This is a genomic window from Streptomyces sp. NPDC040432, from assembly GCF_055595445.1.
In genome coordinates this window covers 557,189-574,757 of record NZ_JBVIVP010000002.1, presented here as the reverse complement: position 1 = coordinate 574,757, position 17,569 = coordinate 557,189, and the positions used below count along the sequence as shown (strand labels likewise).

Below are 17,569 nucleotides of genomic sequence, written 5' to 3'. Positions count from 1 at the left end.
GGTCGCTCGGCCGGGGCGGGATCCGGCCGCCCCGCTACCGCCCGGTACCCGGACGGGCCCCGCCGCACGTCAGGGCGGGGGTGCCCCGACCGTCGCCCGCACGCCAACGCCGCGGACCGGTTCCGGCCGGCGCGGGGCCGGAGCGTGCCCCCGCACCTGAGAGAATGTGGCCATGGCTTCTGATCGTCCTCGCGCGCTCTCCGGTATCCAGCCCACCTCCGGTTCGTTCCACCTCGGGAACTACCTCGGAGCCATCCGTCAGTACGTCGCCCTGCAGGAGACGCACGACGCCTTCTACATGGTGGTCGACCTCCACGCGATCACGATGCCGCAGGATCCGAAGGACCTCCGCGCGAACACCCGCCTCTCCGTCGCCCAGCTCCTCGCGGCCGGCCTGGACCCCGAGCGCTGCACGCTCTTCGTCCAGAGCCACGTGCCCGAGCACGCCCAGCTCGGCTGGGTCATGAACTGCATCACCGGGTTCGGCGAGGCCTCCCGGATGACGCAGTTCAAGGACAAGTCCGCCAAGGGCGGCGTCAACAACGCGACCGTCGGCCTGTTCACGTACCCGATCCTCCAGGTCGCCGACATCCTGCTGTACCAGGCGAACGCCGTCCCGGTCGGCGAGGACCAGCGCCAGCACATCGAGCTGACCCGCGACCTCGCCGAGCGCTTCAACACCCGCTTCGGCCCGACCTTCACGCTGCCCGCCGCGCACATCGTCAAGGAGGTCGCGAAGATCTACGACCTCCAGGACCCGGCGATCAAGATGTCGAAGTCGGCCTCGTCCCCCAAGGGCCTGGTCAACCTCCTCGACGAGCCCAAGGTCACCGAGAAGAAGATCAAGAGCGCGGTCACGGACACCGAGGCGGAGATCCGTTTCGACGCCGTGGAGAAGCCCGGCGTCAGCAACCTGCTCACCATCTACTCCACCCTCACCGGCGAGACGATCCCCGCCCTGGAGGCCCGTTACGAGGGCAAGGGGTACGGCGCGCTGAAGACCGATCTGGCCGGCGTGATGGTCGATTTCGTCACACCCTTCAAGCAGCGCACCCAGGAGTACCTGGACGACCCGGAGACCCTGGATTCCCTGCTGGCCAAGGGCGCGGAGAAGGCCCGGGCGGTCGCCGCCGAGACCCTGGCACAGACGTACGACCGCCTCGGTTTCCTGCCCGCCAAGCACTGACGCGCCGACGCCCCTGGCGGTAGGGGGGGTGCTGCCGCCACACTGGCGGCAGCACCGCACGACCGGCGGTGCCGCACCGGCCCGACCGGCGCTCGCACCGTCCGGCCACCGCGCCCGCAGACATACGGAGGAGACACACGTGGGGACCGCAACGCTCGGCGTTTCGATCGCGGTCCCGGAGCCGTACGGCAGCCGACTCCAGGCGCTGCGCGCGGGCTTCGGGGACGTCGCCGCGCACGGCATCCCCACGCACGTCACCCTCGTACCGCCCACCGAGGTGGACACGGACCGGCTGCCGCAGATCCGGGCCCACCTGGCCGAGGTCGCGCTGTCCTTCCGGCCCTTCGCGATGCGGCTGGCCGGGACGGGAACCTTCCGTCCCCTCTCGCCGGTCGTCTTCGTCAAGCTCGCCGAGGGCGCCGCGGGCTGCACCCGCCTCCAGGGGTGCGTCCGGGACCCCGACGGCCCCATCAGCCGCGAGCTGGCCTTCCCGTACCACCCGCACGTCACCGTCGCCCACGGGATCTCCGAGGAGGCGATGGACCGGGCCCACACGGAGCTCGCCGACTACGCCGCCGAGTGGCTGTGCGAGGGCTTCGCGCTCTACGAGCAGGGCTCGGACGGCGTGTGGCGCAAGCTGCGCGAGTACCCGTTCGGAACGGGCCCGACGGGCATCCCCGCGCAGTCCGGGTCACCCGCCGGCGCGGCCGCCGAGGCGACGGGCCGTCGCTCCTGACGCAGCGGTCGCAGGGCCTGGACGGTGCGGAACCTGAGGCTGCGCAGGACCAGGACGTGGAACGGACGGGCCGTCGGGCAAAAAGTCACAATCGACGACCGTAGTACCCGAAACGGGCAATCCCCGCTATTTCCGGCAGCTCAATTACGGTGGCCCCATGGACTGGCTGACGAAACTCCCGGTGATCGGGCCCCTGGTGTCCGCCGCCATGCGGACGCACGCGTGGCGTTCGTACGAACGGCTCGACCGCGTGCACTGGACCAGGCTCGCTGCCGCCATCACCTTCATCAGCTTCCTCGCGCTCTTCCCGCTGATCACCGTGGCGGCAGCCGTCGGCGCCGGCCTGCTCAGCCAGGAACAGCTCGACCGGCTCCAGAAGAACCTCTCCGACCAGGTCCCCGGCATCTCGGACCAGCTCGACATCAACGGACTCGTCGCCAACGCCGGGACGGTCGGCCTCGTCGCCGCCGCCCTGCTGCTCCTCACCGGCATCGGCTGGGTCGGCTCGATGCGGGACTGCCTGCGCGCGGTCTGGGAGAAGGACGACGAGGACGAGGGCAACCCCATCGCCCGCAAGGGCAAGGACGCCCTCGTCCTCCTCGGACTCGGCGGCGCGGGCCTCGCCTCCGCCGCCGCGTCGATCATCGGGGCCAGCGCGGTCGGCAAGTCCGGCGAGGCGCTCGGCCTGTCCTCCGCCGGCGCGGGCGGCGTGCTGCTGCGCACCGCCGCCTTCCTGGTGGGCGTCGTCGCGGCCTTCCTGCTGTTGCTCTACGTCCTGACCCTGCTGCCCGGCGTCGAACCCCCGCGCGCCCGTCTGATCCAGGCCGCCCTGATCGGCGCCGCCGGGTTCGAGCTGCTGAAGCTGCTGCTCAGCGGCTACATCCGGGAAGTCGCCGGCAAGAGCATGTACGGGGCCTTCGGCGTGCCGATCGCCCTGCTGCTGTGGATCAACTTCATGGCCAAGCTGCTGCTCTACTGCTCCGCCTGGACCGCGACCCGCGACGGCGACGACCCGGTCGAGGCCGGCGCCGGTGGCGAGGACACGGCCGGGGACGGCGAGGGGGACCCGGCACCGACACCGGTCGCGGATCCCGGCTCCCGGCCCACGCCGCGAACCACCTGACCACCCGACCGCCCGACCGCCCGGGCCCCGCCCACCGTCTCCCGCCCGGCCGGGGCTCAGGCGCTCCGGCCGCCGCCCGGGCCGCGGCGTCCGCGCGGCCAGCGGCGGTTCACCACGAAGGCCCCGCCCGCGAGGACGGCCAGCACCCCGCCCGCGATGCCCATCGCCGTACCGATCCCACTGCTCCCCGAGTCGTCGCCGCCCGCGGAGGGGTTGTTCTCGTGGGACTGGGCGGGGGAGCCGTGCGACTTGGTGTCCGCGCTCTTCGGCGGCACCAGCTCGCCGATCGGCTTGACCTTCCCGGCCGCCGAGAACCCCCAGTCGAAGAGCGCGGCCGTCTCCTCGTAGACCGAGTTGGCTCCGCCGGTGTCCGGGTTCATGACCGTGACCAGCAGCTTCTTCGACCCCTGCTGGGCGGCGCCCGTGAAGGTGGAGCCCGCCATGGTGGTGTTGCCGTTCTTCACCCCGGCGATGCCCTTGTACGGGCTGATGCCGCCCGCGCCCGTCATCAGCCGGTTGCTGTTCTGGATCTCGAAGTACTCGCGGGGCTTGCCGCCCTCCTGCCGACCGGGGAACTGCGCCGTCGCCGTGCCGCAGTACTCCCGGAAGTCCTGCTTCTGCAGGCCGGAGCGGGCGATGAGGGTGAGGTCGTAGGCGCTCGAAACCTGCTCCGGGGCGTCGTACCCGTCGGGCGACACCACGTGGGTGTCCAGCGCCTGGAGCTCCTCGGCGTGCGCCTGCATGTCCTTGACGGTCTTGTCGATGCCGCCGTTCATGGCCGAAAGCACGTGCACGGCGTCGTTGCCCGACTTCAGGAACACCCCGAGCCACAGGTCGTGGACCGTGTACTCGTGCTCCTCCTTCACCCCGACGAGACTGCTGCCCGGCCCGACGTCGGCCATGTCCTCCCAGGTGACCTTGTGGACCTGCTCCTTGGGCAGGCTCGGCAGCACCGTGTCGGCGAAGAGCATCTTCATCGTCGAGGCCGGCGGCAGCCGCCAGTGGGCGTTGTGGGCCGCCAGGACCTCGCCGGTCTCGGCGTCGGCCACGATCCAGGACCGTCCGGTGAGGTTCGCCGGCAGGGCGGGCGCGCCGGGCAGCAGGTTCACCTGGGTGCCGGGCTGCCCGAGCGAGGCCCCGCCGACGGTGGACATCGACGCGGGGGGCGCGGGAGCGGCCTTGGCCCTGAAGGGACGCCCCTTGCCGTCCGCGGTCGGCGGTGCCGGTTGCGGGGTGGCGTGGGCGGGGGCGGCGAGCATCGCGGGCACCAGCAGCGCGGCGGACAGGACCGTCAGCGCGGTCTTCTTGGCAGACACGCAGGTGAAAGTACATCCTGATGGACTGTCTGCCGTCGTGGACCGGCCAACCCGCCGCAACCACCGCCGGGACAGCCCACCCCGGCGCGTCCGTCCTGGGTACCGAACCGATACTGGGGTCATGAAACTCAGCCGAACCTCCTCCTGGTTCCTGCTCGCCTTCGGAGTGTGGAGCTGGTTCATCTGGATTTCCTTCGTCCGGAACCTGTGGAAGAACGGCAGCGGCCTGTCCTTCGACACGGCCGGTGACCCTACGGGGTACTTCTGGGTCCACCTTCTCCTCGCTGTGGCCTCCTTTCTCCTGGGGACGGCCGTTGGTGTGATCGGGTTGCGTAGCGTGATGACTCTGCGTCGGGAATCAAGATGACCGTATTTGTCTTTGTGCTGATCGTCCTGGCGGTGCTCGCGCTGCTGGCGTCCGTGCACCGCTGGCTCTGGGTCCGGCTGGTCCGCGACACGACCCGCCCGGGGTCCGCGGTCCGTCGCGCGGGCACCGTCGCCGCCTTCGTCCTGCCCGTGCTGGCGGTGGCCGCCCTCACCGCCGGCCGTGCCGGCGCGCCCTTCTGGCTCCAGCAGCTGGTCGCCTGGCCGGGCTTCATGTGGCTGGCGGTCCTCCTGTACCTGACGCTGTCCATGCTGGTGGCCGAGGTGGTGCGGCGCGTCTGGCTGCGCCGCCCCGCGCGCACCGCTGCCCCGACCGCCCCGGCCGCCTCCCCGCAGGACCCGGAGCCCCTGGTCCGCGAGGACGCGGCCACGGGTGCGGGAACCGGTGCGGGAACGGGTGCCGCCACGGGCACGAGCGCGGGAACGGGTGCCGCCACGGGCACGGGCACGGGTTCCGCCTCGGGTGACACCGGCGCCGCCGGATCCGGGCCGGGCGACGTGGCCACGGCCCCTTCGCCGGTCACCGGGGGCGCCCCGGGCGAGGGGCCCGACGGGGTCACCCGCCGACTGTTCGTCTCGCGGGCGCTCGGCGGCGCGGCCCTGGTCGCCACCGCCGCGACCGTCGGCACGGGCACGTACGGGGTGCTCCGCGGGCCGCGCGTGAAGCGCGTCCAGGTGCCGCTGGCCCGGCTGCCCCGCGCCGCGCACGGCTTCCGCATCGCCGTCGTGAGCGACGTCCACCTCGGGGCCGTCCTCGGCCGGGCCCACGCGCAGCGGATCGTCGACACCGTCAACCGCACGCAGCCGGACCTGATCGCGATCGTCGGCGACCTCGTCGACGGTGACGTCGCGGACCTCGGCCCCGCCGCCGAGCCGCTGCGCGGACTGACGTCCCGGCACGGAACCTTCTTCGTCACCGGGAACCACGAGTACTTCTCCGGCGCCCAGCAGTGGGTGGACCACGTCCGCGAACTCGGCCTGAACCCGTTGGAGAACGCCCGTCGCGAACTGCCGTACTTCGACCTCGCCGGGGTCAACGACATCGCCGGGGAGACCGAGGGGCAGGGCCCCGACTTCGTGGCGGCGCTCGGCGACCGCGACCGCTCCCGGACCTCGGTGCTCCTCGCCCACCAGCCGATCGTGATCGACGACGCCGTACGGCACGGGGTGGACCTCCAGCTGTCCGGTCACACCCACGGCGGACAGCTCTGGCCCGGCAAGTACCTCGCCGAGCTGGCCAACCCCACCGTCGCGGGCCTGGAGCGCTACGGCGACACCCAGTTGTACGTGTCCCGCGGCGCAGGCGCCTGGGGCCCGCCCGTCCGGGTCGGGGCGCCGTCCGACATCACCGTCGTCGAACTCGCCTCATACCAGGCCTGACCAGGGCCGATCGGTTCATCGCGACCCTTCCGCCCGTTGATCTTCCGTGATTGGGTGACCGATAGTCGGATACCTGGTTCGAATAGCGGGGTTCAAGGGATGCGGTCTGTCCGCTCGAAGGTGATTGCGGCGGGTCTGGTCCTGGCCGCCGCGGGCGTCGGCGGGTGGCAGTTGCTGCCCACCGGGGACGACGGCAAGGCGGTGATCCGGGTCGGGACGACCGACGTCGTGTCGGCGCTCGACCCGGCCGGCGCCTACGACGCCGGCTCCTGGGCCCTGTTCAGCAACGTGTACCAGTCGCTGCTGACCATCAAGCCGGGCTCCGACATCCCCGTCCCGGACGCCGCCTCCTCCTGCAAGTTCGTCGGGCAGAAGCTGACGACCTACCAGTGCGAACTCCGCCCGGACCTGACGTTCTTCGGTGGGCGCGCGATCACCGCCGAGGACGTGAAGTTCTCGTTCGACCGGATCAAGCGGATCAACTCCGAGCAGGGACCGGCCCCGCTCTTCAACACCCTGGCGTCGGTCCACGCGGAGGGGCGCACCGTCACCTTCAATCTGTCCGCCCGTGACGCCACCTTCCCCTTCAAGATCGCTACGGGTGCGGCCTCGATCGTCGACAGCGAGAAGTACCCGGCCGACGCGCTCCGCGAGGGTGACGCGGTCGACGGCAGCGGCCCGTACGCCCTCGGCGCGTACGAGCCGGGCGCGAGCGCCGAGCTGAAGCCGAACCGGGCGTACAAGGGACAGGGCAGGCCCGCGCGGGCGAACGTCACCGTCCGGTACTTCAAGGACTCCGCCGACCTCGACAAGGCCTGGCGGGAGCGGAAGGTCGAGGTCGCGCACCGCGACATGCCGCCCGAGGTCCTCGCGGGCCTCGATCCGGGCATGAAGGACACCCGCTACCAGGCCTCCGGCGGTACGGAGACCCGCGGTGTGGTCTTCAACGTGCGACCGGGCTCGGCGGCGGCCAAGCCGGCCGTGCGCCAGGCCGTGGCCGCCGTGCTGGACCGCTCGAAGATCTCCGGGGACGTCCACAAGGGCACCGTCACCCCGCTGTACTCCCTCGTCCCGGCGGGCATCGCGGCGCACAGCACGCCCTTCTTCGACGCGTACCCCTCACCGAACGGGACGCTCGCCCGCAAGCTCCTCAAGGACGCCGGGATCACCGCGCCCGTCCCGCTGACGCTGGGCGTCAACGCGCGCGGCGCGAACGTGGCCGAGGCCGCGGAGATCGAGCGGCAGCTGGACGCCACCGGCCTCTTCCAGGTGACCGTCAAGCCGGTCGAGGCGTGGGCCGACTTCCAGAAGGGCTACGCGGCGGGGGAGTACGACGCCTACACGATCGGTTGGATCGCCGACTTCCCGGACGCCGACAACTTCCTCGCGCCGCTCGTCGGCGCGGGGTCCAGCATGAACAACGGCTTCTCCGACAAGGCCGTCGACGACCTGATCACCCGTACCCAGTCCTTCTCGGACCGGGCCGGGGCCGCCGCGGACTTCCGCGAGTTGCAGAAGGTCGTCGCCCAGCAGGTCCCGATGCTGCCGATCTGGCAGAAGAAGGACTACGTCCTGTCCCGCGAGGCGGTCGCCGGCGCGCAGTACCTCTCCGACGGCACGGGCGTGTGGCGCCTGTGGGAGCTGAACCGGCTCTGACGGGCCGGCTCCCGGGCGGGTCCCGGACGGCACCCGGTCAGTCGAGCGCCGGGGTGTCCCCGTGGGCCAGTAGGAGGGTGCGCAGGGCCTCGGCGAGGGCGGCCGTCCCGTCGCGGCCCAGGGGGTCCAGCAGTCGGGCGTAGTGCCGGAGGTGGGCCTCCATCACCTTGCCGCTGGTCTCCAGGCCCCGCTCCGTGAGCCGGATGCGCACCGAGCGCCGGTCGGCGTCGTCGCGCACCCGCTCGACCAGCCCCTTGGCCTCCAGCCGGTCGATGCGGTTGGTGATGGCGCCCGAGGTCACCATGGCGGCGGGGAGCAGGGCCCCGGCGGTCAGCGCGTACGGGGGGCCCGACCGGCGCAGACTTGCCAGCACGTCGAACTCGCCGACCTCCAGGCCGTGTTCCGCCATGAAGGTCTTGAGCTGCTTGTCGATGATCCGGGTCATCCGCTGGATCCGCCCCACCGCCTCCACCGGCCACAGGTCGTCCGCCAGGTCGGGGCGCTCCGCGGTCCACTGGTCGATGACGTGGGCCACCATGTCGTTCTCCATGCCCGAAGAATACCTCAACGTTAAGAGACTTGACGTTGAGGTAGTGGGTCTGTTTTTATCTCAACGTTGAGATGATCAATGTTGAGAGAAGCGAGGTCGGCGCCATGTCCGCCACCCACTGCCCACGCACCGCAGCGGCCACCCCCGCCACCCACTCCCCGGACACCGCACCGGCCATCCCCGGCGCCCGCGGCGCGGGGACCGCCCCGGTCGCGGCTGCCGCGCCCACCGCAACCACTCCCGCCGGCCGCCCCGTTCCCGCGCTCCTGCTCGCCCTGCTGGCCGCACCCCTGGCCGCGGGGGCCAACGCGCCGGTGCTGATCGTGCCCGACATCGCAGGCTCCCTCGGCGTCCCGGCGGGCGCCGTCGCCCAACTGCTCACCGCCTTCGGCTGGGCCGTGGCCGTCGCCACGCCGCTCCTCGCCGGACTGTCGCGCCACCGCGGCACGTCCGCCCTGCTGCGGCTGTCCGCCGCCCTGGTCGCGGTCGGAGCCCTGGTCGTCGTCGTTTCCCCGTGGCTGCCGCTCACCCTGTTCGGCCGCTGCGCCCAGGCCGCGGGCGGCGCCGGGTTCGTCGCCGTCGCCATCGGCCTCGCCGGAACCGCCCGCCGGATGGGCGTCGTCAGCGCCGGCTTCGGCGTGCTCGGGGCGTCCGGGCCGCTCCTCGGCAGGGCCCTCGCGGACAACGCCTCCTGGCGGCTCGCCCTCGCCCTGCCGGTGGTCGCCCTGCTCGCCGTCCCGGCCGTCGGCCGCCGCGCCGCCGAGGTGCGGGCCGCGTCCGCGCCCGCCCCCGGCCGCTTCGACGCCCGCGGCGCCGCCCTGCTGACCGCCCTCGTCACCGCCCTCGCGCTGCTGGCGACCGCCCCGCTCGCCGCCCTGGGCGCGGCCCTCGTCGCCGCCGTGCTGCTCGTCCTGCACGTACGCCGCCGCCCCGAGGGCTTCGTACCGGTCGCCCTGCTCCGCAGGCCGGTCTTCGTGGTCTCGGCGCTGCTCGCCCTCACCGTGTCGACGTCCTACTTCACGGTGCTCCTGTCGGTGCCCCGGCTGCTCGCCGACCGCGCCGGCTGGGATCCGGGCGCCGTCGGGACCGGGCAACTCCTCGCGCTGCTCGCCGGATCCGCCCTGTCCTGGCCGCTCGCCGCCGCCTCGGCCCGCATGAGCCGCGCGGCCGTCCGCACGGTGCTGGCCGCGACCGGGGCCGCCTCCGCCCTGACGGCGGTCCTCGCGGACTCCGGCCCCCTGCTGCTGGCCGCCACGGCGGCGGGCGTGTTCACCGCCACCGCCGCCAACGCCGTCCTGTCCACGCACGCGGTGGCCGCCGCCCCGGACGCGGGGCGACGACCCGCGGCCATCGGCCTGTTCACCCTGGCCTACCAGCTCGGCGGCGCCTTCGGCCCGGCCGCCGCAGGTCTTCTGGTGCTCGGGGCGTGAAGTCCCCGGGTCCCGGGGCCCCGACCCTCCCGGATCGGCCGTGCCTCGGCGGCTACGCCTCGTCGGGGTACGGGTCCGAGGCCCGCTTGCCGCGCGAAACGGCCGTCTGGGCCATGCCCGGCAGAAAGTCCGCGAACAACTCGTGGACCTCGCGCACCAGCGGGCGCAGCACCCGGAACCGGGCCAGGACGATGCCCCGGGTCGTCAGTTGCGCGCCGCGCTCCGCGAGCCGCCTGGTCTTCCGGCTGTCCGGCGAGCGGTCGAAGACCCAGTACAGGACCAGCCCCATCTGCGAGAGCCACATCAGCTCGGGCAGGACGTCGGCCAGTTCGTCCGGAACCTTCGTCTTCGCGCCGGCCAGCACCTCGCGGTGCATGTCGATCGCCGCCTTGCGCGCCGGCTCGGATTCCGGTGAGAAGGGGCTGAGCGGGCTCTCGGGGTCCGCCGCGTTCTTGAAGAACTGGGAGGCGAACTCGTGGTAGGGCGCGGCGATGTCCAACCACGACGTCAGTACCCCGGCGAGCCGCTTCTGCAGGTCGGTCTCCTGGTCCAGGATCGGCCGGACGGCTGCCTGGTGGGCGGCGCCGATCCGGTCGTAGAACCCCTGGACCAGGTGTTCCTTCGACTCGAAGTAGTAGTAGGCGTTGCCGACCGAGACCCCCGCCTCCTTGGCGATGCCCCGCATGGTCGTCTTGTCGAACCCGCGCTCCTGGAAGAGCCGGAGCGCGGTTTCCAGGATGAGCGTCCGGGTCTGCTCGCTCTTGGGCGCCTTCTGATCTGTCACGGTGTCCGACCTTATCGGGGTGTGGGGCACTGCTCGTCACAGAGTGCGCCTCCGGGCTCCGCCCCGGGATCGGTCCGTACCGCGTGCCGTACGGCGGCTGCCGTGTGCATGGCCGCCTTGGCGAAGGGCCGGCCGGCCGGTGTGGCCAGCCAGTTCGCCTTCGGCCGGTGCTCGGCGAGCGCCCACAGGCAGACGATGAAGGCGTCCGTGCCGCTCCACACCTGTCCCCTGTCACCGACCACCGTGATGTCCCGGAGGGTCGCCGCGTGGTCCAGTCGCGGGAAGCGGTGCCGCGCCTCGTAGGACGCGGCCGGCACCAGCCGCAGCGGTACGAGCCACCGCTGCGACAGCAGCCAGTGCCGGATGTGGACGCAGACCGGGCAGTTGGCGTCGTAGAGGACGGTCAGGTGCCGGACGGGCGCCGACGACGGTCCCATCGCTCAGACCCCGGCCTGCGGGGTCCAACCCTGCGGGGCGACCGGCGGGGTGTGCTGGCGCTCCATGACGCCCCGGCGGCGCATCCTGTTGAGCACCCACACGTTCCCGAGGTGCATGACGCCGAGCACGAGCAGGACGACGCCGAGCTTGACCGACAGCGCCTCGAAGAGGTCGCGGGCCGCGGTGATGTCCTCGCTCGACCGCAGGTACAGGGTCACGAACCCGATGTTCACGAGGTAGAAGCCGACCACCAGGAGCTGGTTGACGGCGTCGGCGAGCTTCTCGTTCCCCTGGAGGACGTCGCCGATGAAGACCCGGCCGTTGCGGCTGAGCGTACGGGCCACCCAGACGGTGAGTCCGATGCTGATGAGCAGGTAGATGACGTACGCGACCACGGTGAGGTCCATTGCCCCAGCCCCTTTGAACGTGTTCAACTGCTGACGTCGTTGACTGTAGACCTCTTTTTGAACAGGTTCAAGCTAAATTTTGAACGGGTTCAGGGTTATGGGTGGGTGGAGGCGCCCACGACGCCGGCGCCTCCGGCCGGAGCGGCCCTACCGGCCCGCGTCGCCGAGGAAGTCGAGCAGCAGGGCGGTGATCTCCCGCGGCCGCTCCAGTGACGGCAGGTGCCCCGCCCAGGGCAGTTCGCGGTGCTCCGCGCCCGGGACGAGGGCGGGCAGGTCGGCCGGGATGCGGCGGTAGTCGGGGAGGTCGTGGGCGCCGCCGATCGCGAGCACCGGTGCGGTGACGGCACCCAGGTCGATCCCGGGTTCGGGGAGTTCGTGGTCCCCGGTGTCGGCCAGGGCGCCCTTGATGTTGCCCAGTTCCATGTCCCGGACGGCGGCGTGCGCCGCCGCGTCGGCCTCCGGGCCGAGCCAGGTGCGGGCGCTCAACTCCGCCGCGCCCTCCAGATCCCCGGCGGCCAGGAGGGCGTCCGTGGCCGCGCCGTACGCGCGCACCTCCGGTCCGTCCGGCGACAGCCCCGGCCGGCCCGGGCAGAGCAGTGCCAGGCGAGAGGCCCGCTCCGGGTGCAGGGCGGCGATCCGCAGGGAGACCCTGCCGCCGTAGGAGGAGCCGACGAACGCGGCGCGGTGGATGTCGAGTCGGTCCAACAGGGCCAGCACGTCGCCGTGGTCGCTGTAGGGGGCGTCGGCGGCGGGCGACTCCCCGCAGGTACGGAAGTCCGCGCGGACGACCCGGAAACCGGCCTCGGCGAGCGGCACCCACTGGGGGTCCCACATGCGCCGGTCGCAGACGGAGGAGTGCAGCAGGACCACGGCGGGCGCGCCGACGGGCCCGGTCACGTCATGGGAAAGGATCATGGCGCGATCCTCCCGTGGCCGGGACCCCGCCGCCACCGCGTTTGCGCGCGGGCACGGCGGTCGGGCCGGCCCGGCCTCAGATGCTCAGCGACCGGGCGTGGTTGAGCTGCCCCATGACCCACTGCATGGCGTACGCGTCGGTCGCCGGGATCATCGTCGAGTGATGGCGGCCGCCACTGGTGACCGTGACCTGGATGTAGCCGGTGGTCACCTTCTCCTTCATCAGCAGGAACAGCAGGCCGACCAGGCAGAACAGGGCGAAGACGATGGCCAGCACGATCGCGTGCGTCGGGATCTTCTCCTCCGTCCGGGAGAAGTCGGTGGCGTTCCACACCGCGCCCCGGAGCGGCATCGTCCCCGAGGGCGTGATGATCTGGTCGCCCGAGATGGTGATGTCGCCCAGCGCGAACATGCCGCCCATCGGGCCGGGAAGGGGAGCGGGCAGGCCCGCGCCCATGGTGGGCTGGTACGGCGGCGGCGTGGTCGGATAGGGCTGCGGGTAACCGTAACTGGGCTCGCCCGGGCCCCACGTGTAGTCACCCGGTCCGGGCTGCCCGCCCGGCCCGCCCGCATACGGATTCGGCTGCTGCTCACTCATACGGCCGATCTTTCCACAGCGGCCCGTGCCCCCGTACCCGCCCGGAGGCCGGCTTCGCCGCTCGCCGCGACGTGACGGAGGCCCGCACCCCCCGAGGGGTGCGGGCCTCCGTCACGTCGATCGGGGATCAGAAGCGGCGCGTGATGAGGGCGCGCTTGACTTCCTGGATCGCCTTCGTGACCTCGATGCCTCGCGGGCACGCGTCGGTGCAGTTGAAGGTCGTGCGGCAACGCCACACGCCGTCCTTGTCGTTCAGGATCTCCAGCCGCTGCTCACCGGCCTCGTCGCGCGAGTCGAAGATGAAGCGGTGGGCGTTGACGATCGCCGCCGGGCCGAAGTACTGGCCGTCGTTCCAGAACACCGGGCACGAGGACGTGCACGCGGCGCACAGGATGCACTTGGTGGTGTCGTCGAAGCGCTCGCGGTCCTCGGCGGACTGCAGGCGCTCGCGCGTCGGCTCGTTGCCCTTGGTGACCAGGAACGGCATGACGTCCCGGTACGCCTGGAAGAAGGGCTCCATGTCGACGACGAGGTCCTTCATCACCGTGAGGCCCTTGATGGCCTCGACGGTGATCGGCTTCTCCGGGTTGATGTCCTTGATCAGCGTCTTGCAGGCGAGCCTGTTCTTGCCGTTGATCCGCATCGCGTCGGAACCGCAGATGCCGTGCGCGCACGAACGACGGAAGGTCAGCGTGCCGTCGAGGTCCCACTTGATCTTGTGGAGACCGTCGAGCACGCGCTCCTTCGGGTCGATCTCGACCTGGAAGTCCTGCCAGGTCGACTCCTCCGAGACCTCCGGGTTGAACCGGCGGATCCGGAACGTCACCGTGATGAACGGCGAGGCGGCGGCCGCCGCCTCCATCTGGTCCGTCTTGGACAGGGTCGGGGTGGCCATCAGTACTTACGCTCCATCGGCTGGTAGCGGGTGACGACGACGGGCTTGTAGTCCAGCCGGACGGAGTCCTTGCCGTCGGCGTCGACCTCGCGGTACGCCATGGTGTGGCGCATGAAGTTGACGTCGTCGCGGTTCGGGTAGTCCTCGCGGTAGTGACCGCCGCGGGACTCCTTGCGCGCGAGCGCGGACACGGCCATGACCTCGGCCAGGTCGAGCAGGTTGCCCAGCTCGATGGCCTCCAGCAGGTCCGTGTTGAAGCGCTTGCCCTTGTCCTGCACGGACACGTTCTTGTAGCGCTCGCGCAGCTCCGCGATCTTGTCGACCGCCGTCTTGATGGTCTGCTCCGTGCGGAACACCATCACGCAGGCGTCCATCGTCTCCTGGAGCTCCAGACGCAGGTCGGCGACCCGCTCGTGGCCCGTGGAGTTGCGCAGGCGCTCGACCAGGTCGGCGACCTGCTGCGCCGGGTTCTCCGGCAGCTCGACGAAGTCGTGCGCGTGGGCGTACGCCGCCGCGGCGATGCCCGAGCGCTTGCCGAAGACGTTGATGTCCAGCAGCGAGTTCGTGCCCAGACGGTTCGCGCCGTGCACCGACACGCAGGCGACCTCGCCGGCCGCGTACAGGCCGGGGACGACGGTGGTGTTGTCGCGCAGGACCTCACCCTCGACGTTGGTCGGGATGCCGCCCATGGCGTAGTGCGCGGTGGGCTGGATCGGGATCGGGTCCGTGTACGGCTCGATGCCGAGGTACGTACGGGCGAACTCGGTGATGTCCGGGAGCTTCGCGTCGAGCTGCTCCGGCGGCAGGTGCGTCAGGTCCAGGTACACGTGGTCACCGGCGGGACCGCAGCCGCGGCCCTCACGGATCTCCGTGTAGATGGAGCGCGAGACGACGTCACGGGACGCGAGGTCCTTCATGACCGGCGCGTACTTCTCCATGAAGCGCTCGCCGTCCTTGTTGCGGAGGATGCCGCCCTCACCGCGGGCGCCCTCCGTCAGCAGGATGCCCATGCGCCAGATGCCCGTCGGGTGGAACTGGAAGAACTCCATGTCCTCCAGCGGCAGGCCCCGGCGGTAGCAGGCCGCCTGGCCGTCACCGGTGAGGGTGTGCGCGTTGGAGGTCACCTTGAAGAACTTGCCGGTGCCGCCGGAGGCGTAGATGACGGACTTCGCCTGGAACACGTGGATCTCGCCGGTGGCGAGCTCGTACGCGACCACGCCGGCCGACTTCGTGACGCCGTCCTCCTCGACCAGGAGCTGGTCCAGGACGTAGAACTCGTTGAAGAACTCCACGCCCTCCTTGACGCAGTTCTGGTACAGCGTCTGGAGGATCATGTGACCGGTGCGGTCCGCGGCGTAGCAGGACCGGCGGACCGGCGCCTCGCCGTGGTTGCGGGAGTGCCCGCCGAAGCGGCGCTGGTCGATGGTGCCGTCCGGGGTGCGGTTGAACGGCAGGCCCATCTTTTCGAGGTCCAGGACCGCGTCGATGGCCTCCTTCGCCAGGATCTCGGCGGCGTCCTGGTCGACCAGGTAGTCACCGCCCTTGACCGTGTCGAAGGTGTGCCACTCCCAGTTGTCGTCCTCCACGTTGGCCAGCGCGGCGGCCATGCCGCCCTGCGCGGCGCCCGTGTGGGAGCGGGTGGGGTAGAGCTTCGTCAGCACCGCGGTGCGGCTGCGCTTCGTCGCCTCGATGGCGGCGCGCATGCCGGCGCCACCTGCGCCGACGATGACGGTGTCGTACTTGTGGATCTTCATGGGATTCGCCTCAGCCCCGTTGCCTAGCGGATGTTCGGGTCGAAGGTGAAGATCACCAGCGTGCCCAGAAGGATGGTGAACACCGTGGCGGCGTAGAGCAGGCCCTTCAGCCACAGCCGCGTGTTGGCGCGCTCCGCGTAGTCGTTGATGACGGTACGCAGACCGTTGGCGCCGTGCAGCATGGCCAGCCACAGCATCAGCAGATCCCAGATCTGCCAGAACGGTGACGCCCAGCGGCCCGCCACGAAGGCGAAGCCGATCTTGGAGACGCCGCCGTCCAGCACCAGCTGGATGAGCAGGTGGCCGATGACGAGCACGACCAGGACGATGCCCGAGAGGCGCATGAAGAGCCACGCGACCATCTCGAAGTTCCCCCGCGTCGAGCGCGGGGTCTTGCCGGTCCGCTTGCGCGGGGCCTCGATGTACGGCGCCGGGTTGTCGACGTCGTAGAGGGACACGCCCTCGACGTCGCCGATGCCCTTTTCGAAAGAAGTGTCAGAAGACATGCGTGTCACTTCCCGAACAGTTCGAGGTAGGCGTGGCCGAGGACGGGGTACAGCGCCCCGACCATCAGTACGACCCAGATGCCCACGACGGTCCAGAGCATCTTCTTCTGGTGACGGGGGCCCTGGGACCAGAAGTCCACAGCGATGACACGGAGACCGTTGAGCGCGTGGAACAGGATTGCGGCGACGAGGCCGTACTCCAGCAGCGCGACGATCGGAGTCTTGTAGGTAGCCACGACATCGTCGTACGCCTCGGGGGAGACGCGGACGAGAGCGGTGTCGAGGACGTGTACGAACAGGAAGAAGAAGATGAGGACGCCGGTGACTCGATGAGCCACCCAGGACCACATTCCTTCCCGGCCGCGGTACAACGTTCCAGCCGGCACGGAAAACCCTCCGGAAGCGGGGCGGGGGCCAGCCGGCTTCTTTGTCGGTCGGGCCCGGCCGGGTACGGTCCTCCGGCCCCGGACATCGTAGCGACGCTTTGTCGGTTCCCTTGCGCGGGGGCCATCGGTGTGATCAAACAGGCACGGACGGACTATCCCACAGGGGCGAATAGCCCGAAATCGGCCTCATATGGTCCACCGTCGGGGGCCGCCCCGGTCGCGCCCTCCGGCAGTGAGGGCAACCTGTCCAACAGGCGGACGAGCCGGCCGCGGGCGACGAGGCGCAGTTCCTCGGCCGAGATCGAGCGTTCCTCGTCGATCTCGTGAGCCATTCTCCGACGGATCGCGGCGAGCAGCTGGTCCACCTGCTCCTCCGGCGGGTGGCCGTCCAGGCAGATGACGAAGGCGTGTCGGAAGGTGCGCTCGTACTCGGCGCGGGCCGCGTCCAGGGCCAGCATCGCCGCGTACGGGGCCCCGTGCCCGAGCTCGGCCGAGGTCTCCGCGGCGAGCGCCTCGGTCAGGTCGGCCTGCGACATGTCGTACGAGGCCTCCTCCGCGGCGGCGAGCAGCGAGGCGGTGTCCGGGTAGGGGCGGTGGGTGGCCACCCGGTGCGCCCAGCGGCGACTGCCGCAGCAGTGCAGCAGGGCCGCCTGGGCGGCTTCGGGGGCCAGCGCGTTGAACCGCGCCGGCCCGGAGCCGGAGGCCGTGCCGCGGACCTGTGCCGGAAGGTGGCTGGACAGCGGAGGTCTCCTCGGGGCGTGGCGGGGGTGTACCGCCACGCTAGTCACCTCGGGCGGGGAGTGTCGTACCCGTGAGGGGATTTCACCCGGAAGTGAGCCGAAAGGATGAGTTGTGTCGCGCCGGCCCGGCCGTCCGCCGGTGTCCGGTGATGTCCCGCGATGCCCCGTGGCCGGATCGGGCCGGTGCGTGGCAGGCTGCGCGGGAGGATGTGCGAAGAGGAGGACGACCGAGGCCGCCACCCCCCACAGGAGAGGCCCCGGTCGCCATCCGATACGGACTCGTGCGACAAGCCCGTACCCCTGTCAGCGCCGCGAGTGCGTTTTGTGTCACACCCCGCTCCGCGCAGGGTTGGTTGCAGGTTGTACAACTCGTGGACGAGAGGTG

19 protein-coding genes are annotated in these 17,569 nt (G+C 71.2%); 7 read left to right on the top strand and 12 right to left on the bottom strand.

Annotation, left to right across the window (positions count from 1 at the left end):
* Positions 1-172: 172 nt before the first annotated feature.
* The 3 genes from trpS (at position 173) to ACZ58N_RS06365 (ending at position 3,045) form a co-directional block, all read left to right on the top strand.
* Positions 173-1,186 (top strand): tryptophan--tRNA ligase, encoded by a 1,014-nt coding sequence (gene trpS, locus ACZ58N_RS06375; RefSeq protein ID WP_471156246.1) that lies wholly within the window; start codon positions 173-175, stop codon positions 1,184-1,186.
* A gap of 139 nt (positions 1,187-1,325) precedes the next feature.
* The gene (locus ACZ58N_RS06370; protein ID WP_471156244.1) at positions 1,326-1,922 is read left to right on the top strand and encodes a 2'-5' RNA ligase family protein; all 597 of its coding nucleotides are present in this window, start codon (positions 1,326-1,328) and stop codon (positions 1,920-1,922) included.
* Positions 1,923-2,079: 157 nt separating this feature from the next.
* The gene (locus tag ACZ58N_RS06365) at positions 2,080-3,045 is read left to right on the top strand and encodes a YhjD/YihY/BrkB family envelope integrity protein (protein ID WP_471156243.1); all 966 of its coding nucleotides are present in this window, start codon (positions 2,080-2,082) and stop codon (positions 3,043-3,045) included.
* Between the two features lie 56 nt (positions 3,046-3,101).
* On the opposite strand, the gene ACZ58N_RS06360 is transcribed toward ACZ58N_RS06365, so the two are convergent.
* Positions 3,102-4,304 carry a D-alanyl-D-alanine carboxypeptidase family protein gene (locus tag ACZ58N_RS06360; protein WP_471156589.1) on the bottom strand — a complete coding sequence of 401 codons (1,203 nt, stop codon included), beginning with the start codon at positions 4,302-4,304 and terminating at the stop codon, positions 3,102-3,104.
* Between the two features lie 178 nt (positions 4,305-4,482).
* Between ACZ58N_RS06360 and ACZ58N_RS06355 the strand changes: the two genes are divergently transcribed.
* From ACZ58N_RS06355 to ACZ58N_RS06345, 3 genes are all read left to right on the top strand, one after another.
* The gene (locus tag ACZ58N_RS06355) at positions 4,483-4,728 is read left to right on the top strand and encodes an SCO4848 family membrane protein (RefSeq protein ID WP_389706381.1); all 246 of its coding nucleotides are present in this window, start codon (positions 4,483-4,485) and stop codon (positions 4,726-4,728) included.
* A complete protein-coding gene (locus ACZ58N_RS06350; RefSeq protein ID WP_471156241.1) occupies positions 4,725-6,125 on the top strand; it encodes a metallophosphoesterase in 1,401 nt (466 codons plus the stop codon). Before ACZ58N_RS06355 ends, ACZ58N_RS06350 begins: the two co-directional genes overlap by 4 nt.
* A 99-nt stretch (positions 6,126-6,224) precedes the next feature.
* Positions 6,225-7,781, top strand: coding sequence for an ABC transporter substrate-binding protein (locus tag ACZ58N_RS06345; protein ID WP_471156238.1), 1,557 nt, complete (start codon positions 6,225-6,227; stop codon positions 7,779-7,781).
* Positions 7,782-7,818: 37 nt separating this feature from the next.
* On the opposite strand, the gene ACZ58N_RS06340 is transcribed toward ACZ58N_RS06345, so the two are convergent.
* Positions 7,819-8,331: a MarR family winged helix-turn-helix transcriptional regulator gene (locus tag ACZ58N_RS06340; RefSeq protein WP_471156236.1), complete on the bottom strand. Its 513-nt coding sequence runs from the start codon at positions 8,329-8,331 to the stop codon at positions 7,819-7,821.
* A gap of 104 nt (positions 8,332-8,435) precedes the next feature.
* Between ACZ58N_RS06340 and ACZ58N_RS06335 the strand changes: the two genes are divergently transcribed.
* Positions 8,436-9,761, top strand: a complete 1,326-nt coding sequence (locus ACZ58N_RS06335) for an MFS transporter (RefSeq protein WP_471156233.1) — start codon at positions 8,436-8,438, stop codon at positions 9,759-9,761.
* Positions 9,762-9,813: 52 nt separating this feature from the next.
* Here the strand turns inward: ACZ58N_RS06335 and ACZ58N_RS06330 are convergent, their stop codons facing one another.
* From ACZ58N_RS06330 to ACZ58N_RS06285, 10 genes are all read right to left on the bottom strand, one after another.
* Positions 9,814-10,545, bottom strand: a complete 732-nt coding sequence (locus ACZ58N_RS06330; protein ID WP_471156230.1) for a TetR family transcriptional regulator — start codon at positions 10,543-10,545, stop codon at positions 9,814-9,816.
* 11 nt (positions 10,546-10,556) lie between these two features.
* A complete protein-coding gene (locus tag ACZ58N_RS06325) occupies positions 10,557-10,982 on the bottom strand; it encodes a thiol-disulfide oxidoreductase DCC family protein (RefSeq protein WP_471156227.1) in 426 nt (141 codons plus the stop codon).
* Between the two features lie 3 nt (positions 10,983-10,985).
* On the bottom strand, positions 10,986-11,390 hold the full coding sequence (locus ACZ58N_RS06320) for a hypothetical protein (protein WP_471156225.1): 405 nt from the start codon (positions 11,388-11,390) through the stop codon (positions 10,986-10,988).
* 147 nt (positions 11,391-11,537) lie between these two features.
* Positions 11,538-12,305, bottom strand: coding sequence for an alpha/beta fold hydrolase (locus ACZ58N_RS06315; protein WP_471156223.1), 768 nt, complete (start codon positions 12,303-12,305; stop codon positions 11,538-11,540).
* A gap of 76 nt (positions 12,306-12,381) precedes the next feature.
* Entirely contained in the window at positions 12,382-12,903 is a 522-nt protein-coding gene (locus ACZ58N_RS06310; protein ID WP_471156220.1) for a hypothetical protein, read from the bottom strand.
* Between the two features lie 127 nt (positions 12,904-13,030).
* A complete protein-coding gene (locus ACZ58N_RS06305) occupies positions 13,031-13,798 on the bottom strand; it encodes a succinate dehydrogenase iron-sulfur subunit (RefSeq protein ID WP_388888328.1) in 768 nt (255 codons plus the stop codon).
* Positions 13,798-15,552 carry a succinate dehydrogenase flavoprotein subunit gene (gene sdhA / locus ACZ58N_RS06300; protein WP_471156218.1) on the bottom strand — a complete coding sequence of 585 codons (1,755 nt, stop codon included), beginning with the start codon at positions 15,550-15,552 and terminating at the stop codon, positions 13,798-13,800. Before sdhA ends, ACZ58N_RS06305 begins: the two co-directional genes overlap by 1 nt.
* 23 nt (positions 15,553-15,575) lie before the next feature.
* Positions 15,576-16,058, bottom strand: a complete 483-nt coding sequence (locus tag ACZ58N_RS06295; protein WP_389706361.1) for a succinate dehydrogenase hydrophobic membrane anchor subunit — start codon at positions 16,056-16,058, stop codon at positions 15,576-15,578.
* Positions 16,059-16,063: 5 nt separating this feature from the next.
* Positions 16,064-16,444, bottom strand: coding sequence for a succinate dehydrogenase, cytochrome b556 subunit (gene sdhC, locus ACZ58N_RS06290; RefSeq protein WP_385585528.1), 381 nt, complete (start codon positions 16,442-16,444; stop codon positions 16,064-16,066).
* A gap of 152 nt (positions 16,445-16,596) precedes the next feature.
* Entirely contained in the window at positions 16,597-17,223 is a 627-nt protein-coding gene (locus ACZ58N_RS06285) for a 2-oxo-4-hydroxy-4-carboxy-5-ureidoimidazoline decarboxylase (RefSeq protein ID WP_471156214.1), read from the bottom strand.
* Between the last annotated feature and the right edge of the window lie 346 nt (positions 17,224-17,569).

Bases quoted from the DNA above. Each gene is read 5' to 3' on its own strand.
- trpS (WP_471156246.1), top strand. From the start codon at position 173: ATGGCTTCTGATCGTCCTCGCGCGCTCTCCGGTATCCAGCCCACCTCC.
- ACZ58N_RS06365 (WP_471156243.1), top strand. From the start codon at position 2,080: ATGGACTGGCTGACGAAACTCCCGGTGATCGGGCCCCTGGTGTCCGCC.
- ACZ58N_RS06360 (WP_471156589.1), bottom strand. From the start codon at position 4,304: ATGCTCGCCGCCCCCGCCCACGCCACCCCGCAACCGGCACCGCCGACC.
- ACZ58N_RS06355 (WP_389706381.1), top strand. From the start codon at position 4,483: ATGAAACTCAGCCGAACCTCCTCCTGGTTCCTGCTCGCCTTCGGAGTG.
- ACZ58N_RS06350 (WP_471156241.1), top strand. From the start codon at position 4,725: ATGACCGTATTTGTCTTTGTGCTGATCGTCCTGGCGGTGCTCGCGCTG.
- ACZ58N_RS06345 (WP_471156238.1), top strand. From the start codon at position 6,225: ATGCGGTCTGTCCGCTCGAAGGTGATTGCGGCGGGTCTGGTCCTGGCC.
- ACZ58N_RS06340 (WP_471156236.1), bottom strand. From the start codon at position 8,331: ATGGAGAACGACATGGTGGCCCACGTCATCGACCAGTGGACCGCGGAG.
- ACZ58N_RS06335 (WP_471156233.1), top strand. From the start codon at position 8,436: ATGTCCGCCACCCACTGCCCACGCACCGCAGCGGCCACCCCCGCCACC.
- ACZ58N_RS06325 (WP_471156227.1), bottom strand. From the start codon at position 10,982: ATGGGACCGTCGTCGGCGCCCGTCCGGCACCTGACCGTCCTCTACGAC.
- ACZ58N_RS06320 (WP_471156225.1), bottom strand. From the start codon at position 11,390: ATGGACCTCACCGTGGTCGCGTACGTCATCTACCTGCTCATCAGCATC.
- ACZ58N_RS06315 (WP_471156223.1), bottom strand. From the start codon at position 12,305: ATGATCCTTTCCCATGACGTGACCGGGCCCGTCGGCGCGCCCGCCGTG.
- ACZ58N_RS06310 (WP_471156220.1), bottom strand. From the start codon at position 12,903: ATGAGTGAGCAGCAGCCGAATCCGTATGCGGGCGGGCCGGGCGGGCAG.
- ACZ58N_RS06305 (WP_388888328.1), bottom strand. From the start codon at position 13,798: ATGGCCACCCCGACCCTGTCCAAGACGGACCAGATGGAGGCGGCGGCC.
- sdhA (WP_471156218.1), bottom strand. From the start codon at position 15,552: ATGAAGATCCACAAGTACGACACCGTCATCGTCGGCGCAGGTGGCGCC.
- ACZ58N_RS06295 (WP_389706361.1), bottom strand. From the start codon at position 16,058: ATGTCTTCTGACACTTCTTTCGAAAAGGGCATCGGCGACGTCGAGGGC.